Source organism: Metapseudomonas otitidis (genome assembly GCF_011397855.1).
In the GTDB taxonomy this organism is placed as follows: Bacteria; Pseudomonadota; Gammaproteobacteria; order Pseudomonadales; family Pseudomonadaceae; genus Metapseudomonas; species Metapseudomonas otitidis.
In genome coordinates this window covers 3825047-3839342 of record NZ_AP022642.1, presented here as the reverse complement: position 1 = coordinate 3839342, position 14296 = coordinate 3825047, and the positions used below count along the sequence as shown (strand labels likewise).

Annotated in this window: 14 protein-coding genes; 6 read left to right on the top strand and 8 right to left on the bottom strand. The window is 68.8% G+C overall.

Annotation, left to right across the window (positions count from 1 at the left end; genetic code table 11):
• The first annotated feature begins 29 nt into the window (after positions 1–29).
• On the top strand, positions 30–1304 hold the full coding sequence (locus tag PotMrB4_RS17550; RefSeq protein WP_172434075.1) for a sensor histidine kinase: 1275 nt from the start codon (positions 30–32) through the stop codon (positions 1302–1304).
• A gap of 30 nt (positions 1305–1334) precedes the next feature.
• Complete coding sequence (locus PotMrB4_RS17545; RefSeq protein WP_232060732.1) at positions 1335–2210, top strand: hypothetical protein; 876 nt, start codon at positions 1335–1337, stop codon at positions 2208–2210.
• A 271-nt stretch (positions 2211–2481) separates the two neighbouring features.
• On the opposite strand, the gene PotMrB4_RS17540 is transcribed toward PotMrB4_RS17545, so the two are convergent.
• The 3 genes from PotMrB4_RS17540 to PotMrB4_RS17530 form a co-directional block, all read right to left on the bottom strand.
• Positions 2482–2910, bottom strand: a complete 429-nt coding sequence (locus tag PotMrB4_RS17540; protein ID WP_172435111.1) for a thiol-disulfide oxidoreductase DCC family protein — start codon at positions 2908–2910, stop codon at positions 2482–2484.
• 77 nt (positions 2911–2987) lie between these two features.
• Positions 2988–4292 carry a methyl-accepting chemotaxis protein gene (locus PotMrB4_RS28420; protein ID WP_394353998.1) on the bottom strand — a complete coding sequence of 435 codons (1305 nt, stop codon included), beginning with the start codon at positions 4290–4292 and terminating at the stop codon, positions 2988–2990.
• Positions 4293–4606: 314 nt separating this feature from the next.
• Positions 4607–6229 (bottom strand): methyl-accepting chemotaxis protein, encoded by a 1623-nt coding sequence (locus PotMrB4_RS17530; protein ID WP_172434072.1) that lies wholly within the window; start codon positions 6227–6229, stop codon positions 4607–4609.
• Between the two features lie 464 nt (positions 6230–6693).
• On the opposite strand from PotMrB4_RS17530, the gene PotMrB4_RS17525 reads away from it, so the two are divergent.
• Positions 6694–7320: a TetR/AcrR family transcriptional regulator gene (locus PotMrB4_RS17525; protein WP_172434071.1), complete on the top strand. Its 627-nt coding sequence runs from the start codon at positions 6694–6696 to the stop codon at positions 7318–7320.
• Between the two features lie 58 nt (positions 7321–7378).
• On the opposite strand, the gene PotMrB4_RS17520 is transcribed toward PotMrB4_RS17525, so the two are convergent.
• Positions 7379–7927 (bottom strand): thioesterase family protein, encoded by a 549-nt coding sequence (locus PotMrB4_RS17520; protein WP_044400321.1) that lies wholly within the window; start codon positions 7925–7927, stop codon positions 7379–7381.
• 107 nt (positions 7928–8034) lie between these two features.
• Between PotMrB4_RS17520 and PotMrB4_RS17515 the strand changes: the two genes are divergently transcribed.
• Entirely contained in the window at positions 8035–9003 is a 969-nt protein-coding gene (locus PotMrB4_RS17515; protein ID WP_044400324.1) for a GlxA family transcriptional regulator, read from the top strand.
• A gap of 5 nt (positions 9004–9008) precedes the next feature.
• On the opposite strand, the gene PotMrB4_RS17510 is transcribed toward PotMrB4_RS17515, so the two are convergent.
• Complete coding sequence (locus PotMrB4_RS17510) at positions 9009–9257, bottom strand: hypothetical protein (RefSeq protein WP_172434070.1); 249 nt, start codon at positions 9255–9257, stop codon at positions 9009–9011.
• Positions 9258–9439: 182 nt separating this feature from the next.
• Here PotMrB4_RS17510 and PotMrB4_RS17505 point away from each other — a divergent pair, with 182 nt between their 5' ends.
• Together PotMrB4_RS17505 and PotMrB4_RS17500 are read left to right on the top strand one after the other, a co-directional pair.
• On the top strand, positions 9440–10090 hold the full coding sequence (locus PotMrB4_RS17505; protein ID WP_069565353.1) for a FadR/GntR family transcriptional regulator: 651 nt from the start codon (positions 9440–9442) through the stop codon (positions 10088–10090).
• Positions 10091–10119: 29 nt separating this feature from the next.
• Entirely contained in the window at positions 10120–11394 is a 1275-nt protein-coding gene (locus PotMrB4_RS17500; protein ID WP_172434069.1) for a CynX/NimT family MFS transporter, read from the top strand.
• Positions 11395–11535: 141 nt separating this feature from the next.
• Here PotMrB4_RS17500 and PotMrB4_RS17495 read toward each other — a convergent pair whose 3' ends face one another.
• The 3 genes from PotMrB4_RS17495 to PotMrB4_RS17485 are packed head-to-tail and all read right to left on the bottom strand — an operon-like array spanning position 11536 to position 14296.
• Positions 11536–12558 carry a FecCD family ABC transporter permease gene (locus PotMrB4_RS17495; RefSeq protein ID WP_172434068.1) on the bottom strand — a complete coding sequence of 341 codons (1023 nt, stop codon included), beginning with the start codon at positions 12556–12558 and terminating at the stop codon, positions 11536–11538.
• Complete coding sequence (locus tag PotMrB4_RS17490; protein WP_044400338.1) at positions 12555–13520, bottom strand: ABC transporter substrate-binding protein; 966 nt, start codon at positions 13518–13520, stop codon at positions 12555–12557. The genes PotMrB4_RS17495 and PotMrB4_RS17490 overlap by 4 nt, the downstream gene beginning before the upstream one ends.
• Positions 13517–14296 carry an ABC transporter ATP-binding protein gene (locus PotMrB4_RS17485; protein ID WP_172434067.1) on the bottom strand — a complete coding sequence of 260 codons (780 nt, stop codon included), beginning with the start codon at positions 14294–14296 and terminating at the stop codon, positions 13517–13519. Before PotMrB4_RS17485 ends, PotMrB4_RS17490 begins: the two co-directional genes overlap by 4 nt.

Below are 14296 nucleotides of genomic sequence, written 5' to 3'. Positions count from 1 at the left end.
TGGCACTTCGCGCGCGGGCCGGCTGATCCATGCCGGCCCCCAGCAAGCAGCCGCTGGAGCGGCGCATCGTCCTGGCCTTCGTGGTGATGACGCTGCTCGTCAGCGGCCTGTTCTCCCTGGGTATCGTCGGCATCGTGCACTGCCTCGAAGAGAACCTGGTCTCCGAGGAAATGAGCCGCGAGCTGGATTTCGCCATGCGCCGCGAGGTCAGCTATGACCAGGCAGCGCGCATCGACGCCAGCACCCGCTTCTACAGCTCCGAGGGCGGGCACGGCAGCCTGCCGGCGCGCTTCGTCGACCTGCCGGAAGGCTTCTCCGAATGGGTGGCCGGTGACGAGGCCTACTACGTGTTCAAGCGTGCCCACGCCGACCATGTGGACATGCTGGTGGAGGAGCAGCACGAGTTCGAGGCTCGCGAGCACATGCTGTTCGCCGTGGTGGCCGCCGGGTTCGCCCTGAGCGTGCTGGGCGCCTGGGGCCTGGGCCGGCTGCTGGCGCGACGGGTGATGTCGCCGGTGCGGCGCCTGGCCCGGCAGGTGCGTCACCGCGACCTGCTGTTGCCGTTGGCACCGCGCTTGGCGCCGGACTACCCCGACGACGAGGTGGGGCGGTTGGCGGCGGCCTTCGACGAGACCCTTGGGCAACTGCGCGAGACCCTGGAGCGCGAGCGGCTGTTCACCAGTGACGTGAGCCATGAGCTGCGCACCGGCCTGATGATCATCATCACCTCCTGCGAACTGCTGCAGGCCACCGAGCACCTGAGCCGCGCCGAGCGAAGCCAGGTGGCCCGCATTGCCCGGGCCAGCGGCGAGATGAACGACCTGGTGCAGACCTTCCTGCGCCTGGCGCGCAACCGCGAGGACGGTTGCCGCACCGGCGAGAGCGTGGCGCTGGATGCCCTGGCGGCCGAGCAGGCACGGCAATGGACTGTGCAGTTCTCCGCCAAGGGCCTGGCCTTCGAGGTGGTGGAGGAGGGGCTGCCGGCTGGACGCTACGAGGCGCCCCTGCTAAGGACGGTGATGTCCAACCTGTTGCGCAATGCCCTGCACTACACCGAGAAGGGCCGCGTGCGCCTGGTGCTGGTGGCGTCCGGGTTTCGCGTGGAGGACACCGGGGAAGGCATCGCCGAGTCCGAGCAGGAACGCATCTTCCAGAGCTTCGTGCGGGGCGAGCGGGCGCGGGGTGAGGGGCTCGGTCTGGGGCTGTCCCTGGTGCGGCGCATTTGCGAGCAGCAGGGGTGGCGGGTTGACGTCCGGTCAGAACCTCGGCGAGGGAGCTGTTTCACGGTCAGCCTCGAGGGCTGATCCCGGCAACCGACAAGGAGGCCCATGGCCATGGCTGAATCCTGGAACCGCTACGGACGCGCGCTGTTCGCGGGCGTGGCGCTGGTGTTGCTGGTCGGCCTGTGCATTCCGGCCTGGCGGCATTTCTACCCGGTCACGGCTGCCGAGGGCTGGACCTTCCGCGTCAGCCTCTCGGGGCTGGAGAAGGTGAGCGCCTTGCTACCCGATGGCGCAGGTGGCGCCTACCTCAGCGAGGAGTTGGGAAACGGGCAGGGACGTCTCCTGCGCAGCCTCTCCGGCGGTACCAGCCTGGAGCTGGAGGAGGGGTTGTCGAAGCCCGACGGCATGGTGCAGTACCGCGGCGGGATCGCCTTCAGCCAGGAGGAGGGCGAGCACCCGGTATTGTGGCTGGCCGACGGTGTGGTTCACGTGTTGTTCACGGCCATCAACGTGGAAGGCCTGGCCACCGATGGCCACCACCTCTATGCCATCGAGGATCGCAATGGCGACGGGCGGCTGCTGCGCTACGCGCCCACCACCGGCGAGGTGAGCACCCTGCGCGATGGCCTGGAAGAGGGCGAGGGCGTGGCGGTGTGCCCGGACGGGCAGGTGTACTACTCCGAAAAGCAGAAAGGCATCGTCCATGCCCTGCGCCTGGAGCAGGCGAGCGACCCGGTGGTGCTCGACCAGCTGCGCCAGCCGGGCTACCTGCTGTGCAATGGCGAGGGGCTGTGGGTCAGCGAAGACGCTACCCACCAGGCGCGCCTGCTGCTCTGGGACCGCAAGAATGAACCGCGCGTGGTGCTGGATCACCTGCGCTCGGCGCAGACCCTGGTGGAAGTCGCACCCGGCCGCTACCTGCTGGCCGAGCAGGGTCGCAATCGGGTGCTGGAGCTGCGCCACGAGGGCTCTGCTGAAAAAAAATAGTGGCCGACGAATTCTTCACGCAGGTGTGACATCGTTTTGACATTGCGGGCCCTAGTCTTGGCCCCAAGGATGCGGAAAAGGCGGCCTCCCTCTCCTGGGCCTCCGGCTCCTCTCCTGATCGCTGTTCCACCACGTGTCCGGTGCCATACGGGACAACCGGACATGCTTCGAGCCGCCACCTCCTGGCGGCTCTTTTTTTGCGCGATTCAGTGCCGTCGGGTGTTTCGGTTGGGCCCTGCTGGGTGAAGGCGGGCTCCCTGTGGAAGGGGCTTCAGGGCTTGTCGTGGGGGATCGGGGGCAGCTCGCACTGGCCGGCACAGCGCCGGCTGCCATCCGGGTGCGGCAGCCAGGCGAGGTGCGGACGGAGGCGGCGGAACAGGCCATAGCCGAACTTGAACAGCGGCCGCAGGGGCCGCCAGGCCAGCGGTGCGGCCCAGCGGTACAGGCCGGCGGCACGCCAGCTCCAGAGCGTGGCATCGACGCCCGTGTACCACTGCCCCGAGGCGCTGCGGGCGTGCAGGCGATCTCCCAGCTCCTGGCGGCTGAGGCCGGCTCCTTGTTCGTCGAAGTCGACGGCGCTGATGTCCACCAGGCGCAACCGTGCCGGGTCGGCGTGGCGCGCCAGCCAATGGGCCTCGCGGGCGCAGAGCGGGCAGGCGAGGTCGACGTAGAGGGTCAGCGGCAGGTCGGGTGTATTCATCATGGTGTCGCTCCTGGGGCGATCGCGACTCTGCACCCGTGCACTGGCCATGGCAAGCACCGACCGGCGCGTGCGGCTCAGTCGGTGAAGGTCACCGAGAACTGCGCGACGGCATCCACCACCCGGTGGGACTCGCTGCGGATTTCGCGGATCACTTCGCCGGCCTGGTTGGCGAGCTGGACCCCTTCCCGGGCGCGGTCCTGGGTGGTGCTCATGCTGCTCACCGCGCTGCGGGCCAGGTTCTGGTTCTGCTGCACCACGCTGTTGATCTCCACCGTGGCCTGGCTGGTGCGGGAGGCGAGCTGGCGCACCTCGTCGGCCACCACGGCGAAGCCACGGCCCTGCTCACCAGCGCGGGCGGCTTCGATGGCGGCGTTGAGGGCCAGCAGGTTGGTCTGGTCGGCGATGCCGCGAATGACCTGGACGATGCTGGTGATCTGCTCGGACTGCTTGTTCAGCCCCTCGATCTGGTCGGCGACCGTCCCCAGGTTGGTGGCGATCTCGGTGACCACGTCGACGGTGCGGGCCACGGTCTCTGTGCCCTGGGCGGCAGTGACGTCGGTCTCCATGGCGATGTCGTGGGCCAGTTGGGCGGCGGCGGCCTCGGCGTCGCGGCGCTCCACCTGGGCAGTGATGTCGCTGGCGAACTTGACCACGCCGTAGAGGCGCCCGTTGGCGTCGTACAACGGGTTGTAGGTGGCGCGCAACCAGACCACGCGGCCGTCACGGGTGACCCGGCGATAGCGGTCGGAGAGGAATTCACCCTGGTTGAGGCGGGCCCAGAACTGCCGGTACTCATCACCCCGGGTGTCTTCGTCGACGCAGAACATGCGGTGGTGCTTGCCGAGGATGTCCTCCAGCCGGTAGCCCATGAGTTCGAGGAAGTTGCGGTTGGCGGATACCACCTCGCCGGCGAGGTTGAATTCGATCACCGCCATGGAGCGGCCGATGGCATTGATGTAGCTCTCGTGGCGATGCTCTGCCTCGATCTGGGCAGTGATATCAGTGGCGATCTTCAGCACCTTGAGGGTGCGCCCGAAGGCGTCCTGGATCGGCATGTAGGTGGCTTCCAGCCAGATTTCGTGCCCGTCCCGAGCCCGTCGGGAGAAGCGGTCGCTGAAGCGCTCGCCTTTGCGCAGGCGCTCCCAGAACTGCTGATAGGCGCTGCTTTGCGCGACCTCGCGAGTGCAGAAAAGTCGGTGGTGCTGCCCGACCACCTCGTCGAGACGGTAGCCGACCACATCGAGGAAGGCCGGCGTTGCGTCCAGGATGATGCCGTCGGGGGTGAATTCGATCATGGCCATGGCTCGGCGGATCGAAGCGAGCTCAAGCGCTTCTGTGACCAAGCCTTCAGTGGGTTCCTTCTTGCGGTTGAGCCACATGCTGTCTTCTCCTTGGCGTTGCATACGCCGAGAAAAACTAGACGACGTCATGTCACTTTGCCTCAGCGAGAACGTCCTGCTGGGCCTTCAATGGCTCGTGTCGGTCATCACTGAAACCGTCAGTTGGGCCCGGATCAAATGATGGGGCTGGATTGACGGGCACGCTCGGCGAGGGAGGGCGGCCTGCATCAGGGTTGTACAAGCCTGCTCTCTGTATAGCTCTTGGGTGGCGTTTTTCCGGCGCCATTAAATCGCTGAATTGAGTTTCCGACCGGTGGTTGTCAGGGGGGCTGCACGCCCCCCTTGTTGCGGCTTCAGAGCTGGAAGCGTTGCACCACGCCGTTGAGGTCGATGGCCAGGCGCGACAGCTCCTGGCTGGCGGCGCTGGTCTGATCGGCGCCGGCGGAGGTCTGCAGCGAGAGGTCGCGGATGTTCACCAGGTTGCGGTCCACTTCCCGTGCCACGTGGGCCTGCTCCTCGGAGGCGCTGGCGATCACCAGGTTGCGTTCGTTGATGGAAGAGATGGCCAGAGCGATCTCGTCCAGGGCGGCACCGGCGGCGCGGGCGACTTCCAGGGTGAAGTCGACCCGCTCGCGGCTGGACTGCATCGAGGTGACCGCCTGGCTGGTGCCCTGCTGGATGGTGTTGATCATCTGCTCGATTTCCTGGGTCGACTGCTGGGTGCGGTGGGCCAGGGCCCGTACTTCGTCAGCCACCACGGCGAAGCCGCGACCCTGCTCGCCCGCGCGGGCAGCCTCGATGGCGGCGTTGAGCGCCAGCAGGTTGGTCTGCTCGGCAATGGAGCGGATCACCGCCAGCACCTGGCTGATGTCGCGCACGTTGTCGGCCAGTTCTTCCACCTTGCTGGAGGTGTTGGCCACGTCCCCGGCGAGTTGGGCGATGGAGTTGACCGCCTGGCCCACCTGCTCACGGCCGCTGCGAGCGGTGTGGTCGGCCTGCTTGGAGGCTTCCGAGGTGCTGACGGCGTTGCGCGCCACTTCTTCCACGGCCGTGGTCATCTCGTTGACGGCGGTGGCGGCCTGCTCGATCTCGGTGTTCTGCTGGTGAAGGCCTCGGGTCGAGTCCTCGGTCACCGCGTGCAGTTCTTCCGAGGCCGAGGCGAGTTGGCTGGAGGAGTCGGCGATGTGCTGGATGGTGCTGCGCAGGCTGGTCTGCATCTCTTGCAGGGAGCGCAGCAGGTGGGCCGGCTCGTCCTGGCCCTGGGCCTCGATGCGGTGGGTCAGGTTGCCGGAGGCGACCACGCGCGCCACGTCCACGGCCTGGGCCAGCGGGAGGATGATGCTGCGGGTGAAGATCACCGCCAGTAGGATGGTCAGCACCACGGCAATGGCGATCACCACGATCACCAGGGTCACGGCATTGTCGAAGGTGGCGTCGCTTTTCGCGGAGGCACGCTTGGCTCCTTCGCTGTTGATGCGGGCCAGTTCACCAAGGGCATTGGCCAGCTCTTCGGCGTAGTCCCCGAGCTTTTGCTCCACGGTGTGGCGTGCCTCCTCGCTGTTGCCGGCCTGGGTTTGGGAGACGGTCAGGCGTGACTGCTCCATGTAGCGGTCCCTGGCGACCTTGTAGGCGTCATACAGCCGGCGCTCGTCGGGCGAGGCGATCATCGGTTCGTACCGACGCTCGGCCGTCTCCAGGGCGCTCTCGGCCTTCTGCAGGCTGGTCAGGGTGGTCCCACGGAAGTCGCCCTGGACGATGGCGTAGCGCAAGGTCATGGCACGGATACGGGAGCTGGCGGCGCTCATGTCATTGACCGCCATGATCGAGGGCAGCCAGTTGGTGTCGACCTCGGCGCTCATGTCATCCATTCGGTTCATCTGGTACAGCGCAATCAGCCCCAGCAGTACCAGCAGCAGCCCCAGCGTCGAGAAGGCGAGAGCCGAGCGAAGGCCGATCCGTATTTGTCTAATCCACATGGTGTTTCCCCAGATAATGCAAAGGTGGTGTGTCGGGCGACACGTTCTGGCCCCCTTCGGCCTGCCCTGTGGATGAAACGGAATTTCAGTGAAGCGGCGGCTCCTTCTGCACAGGTTCCTGTGCTGCCGTCTGTGCGGCGGGGTAGCGGTGCCCGAGCGTCTGACAACTCTTCACAGAGCGCCTAGGGGTGTTGGTCTTGTGCGTAAAGCATATGAATTCGCCTTAATTTGTGCGACATATCTCACATTGTTTTACTGACATTTCCTGACGCTACTTCGCCTTTCCTTGACCCAAGGCAGTGTTTGGGCGAGGTCCCGCCAGCATGGTGCCTGGCCCTGCGGGGCGGGGTGCCCGCCTGCGCGCCCGAAAAAGCCAGGGACAAGGCAGGGCTCGCTGTTTGAAATCCGCTCCGCCCCGGACCACCCTTCATCCGCTGCCCAGAGAAGACCGAATGGACCACCCGATGAAAGAACCCCCTCCCCATGTCGAGGAGCCCCCTGGTGCGCCTCCCAAGCGCATTCGCACCGGCGGGCGCAGTGCCCGTGTGCTGGAGCAGGTCGTGGCCGCCGCGCGGGACGAGCTGCGTGAGCACGGCGCCATCGCTTTTTCCATTCCCCGCGTAGCCAAGCGCGCCGGCGTTCACGTGGCCTCGGTGTACCGGCGCTGGCCGGACGTGAACGAACTGATCGCCTTCACCGCCAATCGCTACGTGGACCAGTTGGTGCCGGTGCCCGACAGCGGCTCGCTGATGGGGGACGTGAGCCTGCTGTTGCAGGGCACCCGCGCCTTCCTCTGCGATCCCCTCGGAGCCACCCTGGTGGGCCAGGCCTTCAGCCTGAGCGGGGAAGGCGCCAACCGCGCGTTGATCCGGCTGTACTGGAGCAAGCGCGCCGCCGCCCACCGGGCCGTCTTCGAACGTGCCGTGGCGCGGGGTGAACTGCATGGGGAGGTCGATCCGGAAGTGGTGGTGGAGATGCTGGTGGGGCCGCTCTACATCCGCCACTTCCTCAGCCAGGGCGCCATCAGCGACGACTACCTGCGGACCCTGGCCGAGCGGGTGCTTGCGCCTCTGCTGGTGCCGCGCGGCTGAGCGGGGGGCGGCGAGGCGGGGGAGCGCCTCGCCATGCTGCATGGCGCGGGGTTGAGCCTTAGCCCTCCCGCCCTTCCTCCTGGCGCAGGCCCTGGCTGAGGCCATCGCAACTGGTGGACCAGTCCGCCAGCCAGTCGGGCAGGGTGGGGGACTCAGCGGAAACGCCCAGCTCCTGCACGAACTCACCGGGGGCGACCGGCCCCTTGGGGCTGCGGAACAGGCCGCGCATGATCACCACGCCCAGCACCCGGCCGTCCTTGACGAAGCGGTGCTCCATGAAGGTCCACTTCTCGTCCCAGCCCAGCAGGCGGGTGTGGACCTCGAAGGCTTCGAACAGCCGCAGCTCGCGGCGGAACTTGCCCCAGATGTCGCCCACCACCGGCAGCGCACGGTGGCGCAGGGCGACCCGGAAGGCGCCGCTGCGCAGCACGAAGTCCATGCGCCCGACGTCGGCGAGAGTGAAGTAGCGGCCGTTGTTGACGTGACGGTTGAAGTCCAGGTCCAACGGCCAGACCCGCATGCGGATGACGGTGGTGTCGAGGCCGTGGACGGCTTTGCGCCAGGGGCGGCGGAGGAGCATAAGGAGCAGGCGGAACCAGAGATTCATGGCAGGTCGGACCGATTGGGGAAGACCCGCGCAATCTAGAGCCATGCCCCCTGTTCGGACAGGTGCGCAAATGACATATTCCATGCGAAACCTGCAAGAGCACCGCCATGCACGTCACCCTGCTCGTCACCGATTACTGTTCTGCCGCCAGCACCTTCCTCGCCCTGGAGGTGCTGCGCGCTGCCAACCTGCTGGCTGAAGGCGAGCCGCCGTTCGAAGTGGTGAGCGTGTCCCTGGATGGCGGGGAGGTGACCACCCTCGGCGGGCATCGGGTCGCGGTGCAGGCGGCGCTGGGCAGCATCGAGCGGACCGACCTGGTGCTGGTGCCGGGCTTCATCTTCACCCTGCGCGAGGCCTTGCCCGGCTTCGACCGCTACGTGCCCTGGCTGCAGGCCCGGCATGCCGAAGGCGCGACGGTGGCCTCGATGTGCACGGCGGCCTTCCTGCTGGCGGAGGCAGGGTTGCTGGAAGGGCGGCGGGCCACCACCCACTGGGCCTTTGCCGGCTTGTTCCGGCGGCGCTACCCCGAGGTGTTGCTGGACGAGACGCTGATCCTCTGCGAGGACAGCAACGTGATGACCAGTGGCGGCGCCAGCGCGGCGATGGACCTGTTGCTGCACGTGGTCCGGCGCTTCGCCTCCCTGGAGCTGGCGCAGACCTGCGGCCGCTACCTGCTGATCGACAGCGTGCGCACCGGGCAGTCGGCCTATGTCATGTGGTCGACGCCCAAGGGACATGGGGACGCCAAGGTGCTGCAGGTGCAGAACTGGCTGGAGGCGCACTACACCGAGCCGGTGTTGATCGACGAACTGGCGCAGCGCTTCGGTTTCGGCACGCGCAACTTCAAGCGGCGCTTCAAGGAGGCCACCGGCTACTCGCCGCTGGCGTACCTGCAGACCCTGCGCCTGGAGCAGGCCAAGCACCTGCTGGAGACCACCCGCCTGAGCCTGGAGCGCATCACCTTCCAGGTGGGGTACGAGGACAGCAATTCATTTCGCCGGCTGTTCCAGCAGCGCATCGGCATGCCGCCGGCGGCCTACCGCAAGACCTTCCAGGTACGCGGCGTGCCGGCCTGACGGGCTCAGCCCTCGGTGCTGCGGATGAAGGCCGGCTCGTAGTCGCGACGGGCGCTGGAGACGCGCGGGTTGGGGTTCATCAGCGCCTGGCGGACCTTCTCGTAGTCCTCGTAGGGCAACCCGGCGCGGTTGAGCATCTCCAGGGAGAACTGCTTGATCTCGGCGTCGGTATAGGGGCGCGGTTCCGGCTGGCTGGCACAACCGCTGAGGACGAGGACCGCAAGGGCCAGCGCCAGCATGTGAGTGGGTTTCATGATGCCCCCGGGGCAGTGGTGACGGGATGCTGAGCAGGCTACCAATGCCCCCCGGAGGCGAAAAATCACCGTTGTAGATAATGAGTATTGCCTGGATCGCAAGGATATCCGGGGTTGCGAACCCGCCCCGGGGCCGTTAGCCTGCGCACCCCTGAAATTCATCGGATGATTGGATGTCTGCCATGTCCGCACCGGCCCTCAAGCGTTCCCTGGTGGATATCGCCCTGGAGCAGATCCGCCAGCGCATCGACGACGGCACCTGGTTGCTCGGCCAGCGCCTGCCGCCCGAACCCGAGCTGGCGGAGATCATCGGCATCAGCCGCAACACCGTGCGCGAAGCGGTGCGGGTGCTGACCTTCTCCGGCGTGCTGGAAGTGCGCCAGGGCGACGGCACCTACGTGCGCGCCTGCGCCGACCCGCTCTCCACCATGCAGGCCCTGGCCCGCAGCTCGGTGGAGCAGGCCCTGGAGGCACGGGGGATGATCGAGATCGAGGCCTCGCGCCTGGCGGCCCTGCGCCGCACCGAGGCAGACCTCATCGCCCTGCGCGAAGCCCTGGCGGCCTCCGCCGCACGCTCCAGCTACGAAGACCTGCAGGATTACATCGACCACGACCTGGTGTTCCACCAGCGGGTGGTGGACAGCGCCCACAACCCGGTGCTGAGCGAGCTGTACCGCTACTTCTCCCAGGTCATCCGCGTGGGCCTGGAGCGCACCATTTCCGATCCCGACCGCGCGCAGCCGTGCTTCGACCTGCACCGCGAGTTGCTGGACGCCATCGAACGACAAGACGCGGACGCCGCCGCTGCGGCCAACCGTGCGTTGCTGATCTGACGTTTGCCCTTTTCTGGAGTTGCCTTGCCATGCCTGCCCACGATTCACCCTCCCACACGCCGCCGGCCTGCCCGCCGGAGGAATTGCTGATCGACGCCGAGGCCGACGACGAGCCCGCGCCCCCTGCCATCGCCGGAGGCGCCGCCCTGCTGCTGGTGGGGCTGGTGCTGGTGGCCCTGAACCTGCGCCCGGCGCTGTCCAGCCTGGCGCCGATGCTCAACATGGTGCGCGAGGCCACCGGGCTCTCCGCCTCCGGGGCCGGTCTGCTGACCACCCTGCCGGTGCTCTGCCTCGGCCTGTTCGCCCCGCTGGCGCCGATCCTGGCGCGGCGCCTGGGCAGCGAGCGCACGGTGCTGCTCATCCTCCTCGTATTGGCCGGCGGCATCGTCCTGCGCAGCCTGTTCCCCCTGGTCGGGCTGTTCCTCGGCAGCGTCATGGCCGGTGCCAGCATCGGCATCATCGGCGTGCTGCTGCCGGGTATCGTCAAGCGCGATTTCCCCCACATCGCCGGGCTCATGACCGGCGTCTACACCATGGCCCTGTGCCTGGGGGCAGCGCTGGCCGCCGGGGCCACCGTGCCCCTGGCCGGTGTGCTGGACGGCGCCTGGCAACCGGCCCTGGCCTTCTGGGCGCTGCCGGCGATCCTCGCGGCGCTGGTGTGGCTGCCCCAGGCGCGGCAGTCCGCCCATGCCGGCCGCCAGGCCTACCGGGTGAGCGGCCTCTGGCGTGACCCGTTGGCCTGGCAGGTGACCCTGTACATGGGGCTGCAATCCTCCCTGGCCTACATCGTGTTTGGCTGGCTGCCGTCGATCCTGATCGACCGCGGGCTGTCCGCCGTGGAGGCCGGGCTGGTGATGTCCGGTTCGGTGATGACCCAGCTGGTCAGCGCCCTCGGCGCCCCCTGGCTGGCCACCCGCGCGCGGGACCAGCGCCTGGCCGTGGTGCTGGTGATGGGCATGACCCTGGCGGGACTGATGGGAATGCTCTATGCGCCCCTGGGCGGCATCTGGGGCTGGGCGGTGGTGCTCGGCCTGGGGCAGGGCGGCACCTTCAGCATCGCGTTGGCGCTGATCGTCCTGCGCTCGCGGGACGCCCATGTGGCCGCCAACCTCTCCGGCATGGCCCAGGGCGTGGGCTACACCCTGGCCGCCATGGGCCCGCTGGCGGTGGGCGTGGTGCACGACCTGACCCACGGCTGGAGCGCGGTGGGCTTCATCTTCGTCGGCGTCAGCCTGGCGGCCACCGCCTTCGGCCTGGGCGCCGGGCGCAACCTGCTGGTGAACGCCCGCAGCGAACACCTCTGACACCCGCACCCACGACAACGCCGGCCCCGGGGCCGGCGTTGTCGTTTCCGGGTATATGGGTGCCGTCCGCAGCCCGTGCTTCAGCCCGGGATTGTGTGCTGCCTGCTCCCGGACTGAAGTCCGGGCTACGGGGAGGGTGCGTCAGCGGCGGCGCAGCAGGCCGACGAAGAACAGCCCGCCGATGGCGGCGGTGGCGATGCCGATGGGCAGGTCCTGGGGGGCGGCGAGGGTGCGGGCGCCGACGTCCACCCAGATCAGAAACAGCGCGCCGAGCAGTGCGCTGGTGGGCAGCAGGCGGCGGTGCTCGGCGCCCACCAGACGGCGCGCCAGGTGCGGCAGCATCAGCCCGACGAAGCCGATAGCACCGCTCAGGGCCACCAGCACGCCGGTCAGCAGCGAGGCGCAGAGGAACACCCAGAGGCGCACCCGGCGGGGTTCGAAGCCGAGGCTGGCGGCGGTGTCTTCGCCGCTCATCAGTGCGTTCAGGCCGCGGGCCTGGGCCATCAGCAGCGCCAGGCCGAGGGCCAGGCTGACGGCTGGCAGGGCCAGCAGCTCCCAGCGGGCGAGGCCGAGCCCGCCGAGCATCCAGAACAGCACCGAGCTGGCGGCATGCGGGTCACCGAGGAACAGCAGCAGGTTGACCAGCGCCATGCACAGGAAGGACACCGCCACGCCCGCCAGCAACAGGCGGTCGCTCTCCAGGCGGCCGTGGCGGCTGGCGATAGCGAGCACCAGGGCGGTGCTCGCCAGGGCGCCGACGAAGGCTGCCAGGGGCAGGCTCAGGTGGCCGGCGAACTCGCCCAGGTAGAGCACCACCAGCACCGCGCCGAGGGCGGCGCCGGAACTGACGCCCAGCAGGTGCGGGTCGGCCAGGGGGTTGCGGGTGGTGGCCTGCAGGGCGCTGCCCACCAGGGCGAGGCCGGCGCCCACCAAGGCGCCGAGCAACACCCGTGGGGCGCGGATCAGCCAGACGATGCTGGCCTGGCCGTCGCTCCAGTCGCCCCGCTGCAGCAGCCCCAGGCGTTCGCCGACGATGGCCCAGACCTGCTCCTGGGGCAGCCGCGCCGGGCCGAAGCCGAGGGCGGCCACCAGCGACAGCGCCAGCAGCGCGGCCAGCCCCACCAGCAGCAGGCGGAAGGCACCGGCCGAACGCAACGGCCTCACCGGGCGACCCCGGCGAACACCTGCGGGTGCAGCCCGGCGGCGAGGGCTTCGATGGCGGCGGCGTTCTCCACCGAGGGCGTGGCGTCCAGGTAGGGCAGCACCAGAAAGCGCCGCTCGCGGATGGCGGTGACCCCGGCCAGGGCCGGCTGGGCCAGCAGGAAGTCGCGCTTCTGCTGCCAGCTGCGCTCGCCGTAGTCGACGATGACGATCACCTGCGGGTCGCGCTCCACCACGGTTTCCCAGTTGACCTGGGTCCAGCTGGCGGCCAGGTCGCTGAGCAGGTTATGCCCGCCGGCGGCTTCGATCAGGGCCTGGGGCATGCCGAGGCGGCCGCTGCTGAAGGGGCGGTCTTCGCCGCTGTCGTAGAGGAACACCCGGGGCCGCTCGGCGACGCCGGCCAGGCGTTCGCCCACGGCCGCCACGCGGGCCTTGAGGCCGGTCACCAGGGCCTGGGCGCGGGGCTCGACGTCGAAGATGCGGCCGAGGTTCTCCAGGTCGCGGTAGAGGTCATCGAGGCTGGCCGCCTCGCGGGGCATGACGTGGGCGCAGGACTCGCTCAGTTCGTACACCGGGATGCCCAGCGGCGCGAGGGTGGCGGGGGTGACGTCGCCACCCACGTGCATGCCGTAGTTCCAGCCGGCGAAGAAGAAGTCGGTGTCGGCGGCCAGCAGGGTTTCCACCGAGGGGTACTTGCGGGCCAGTTCCGGCAGGCCGGCGAGGGCCTCGCGCAGGCTCGGGTCGAGGGTCTTCCAGCCGCTGACGCCGCTGTAGCCGGCCATGCGCTCGCGCAGGCCGAGGGCGATCAGCATGCCGGTGAGGTTCACGTCCTGGCTGACGGCGTGGGTGGGGGCGTGCTCGAACACCACCTGGCGGTTGCAGCTGGTGATGGTCACCGGGTACTGGGTGGCCTGGGCGCTGCCGGCGAGCAGCAGGGCGGCGAGGGCGAGGGAGCGGCTTTTCATGGGGGAGTGATCCAGGTGATGCGTGGGTGGCCGCCGATGGGGTGGCGGTCCACCAGCGCTGGGGTGCCGAACACCTCCAGCAGGCGTTGCGGCGTGAGCACGGCTTCGGGGGTGCCGCTGGCTACCAGGCGGCCGCCATCGAGCACCAGCAGGCGGTCGCAGAAGGCGGCGGCGAGGTTGAGGTCGTGGAAGCTGGCCAGGGTGCTCAGCCGCAGGCGGCGCAGCAGGGCCAGCAGCTCCAGCTGGTAGCGCGGGTCGAGGTGGTTGGTGGGTTCGTCGAGCAGCAGCAGGCCGGGGGCTTGCACCAGGGCGCGGGCCAGCAGGGCGCGTTGTTTTTCGCCGCCGGAGAGCCGGGCGAACGGGGTGTCGCGGTGGGCCTCCAGGGCCACCTGGCGCAGCGCTTCGCCGACCCGGGCGCGGTCGGCGGCGGTGTCGCCGTCGAACGGCCCCTGGTGGGGCGAGCGGCCCATGGCGGCGACCTCGGCGACGCTGAGGCCGAAGTCGCTGGGGAACTCCTGCAGCACCACGGCGACCCGCTGTGCGCACCAGCGCGGCGGCTGGCGCCAGATGTCCTCGTCGTCCACCCGCACCGTGCCGCCGTGGGGGCGGGCGGCGCGGTAGATGCAGCGCAGCAGGCTGCTCTTGCCGCTGCCGTTGGGGCCGATGAGGCCGACGAACTCGCCTTCCGCCACGTCCAGCCCGATGCCGTCCAGGGACCAGCCGGCGAGGGCGCCGTCAGGGGCCCAGCGCAGGTCATGGAGGTTCAGGCGGGACAT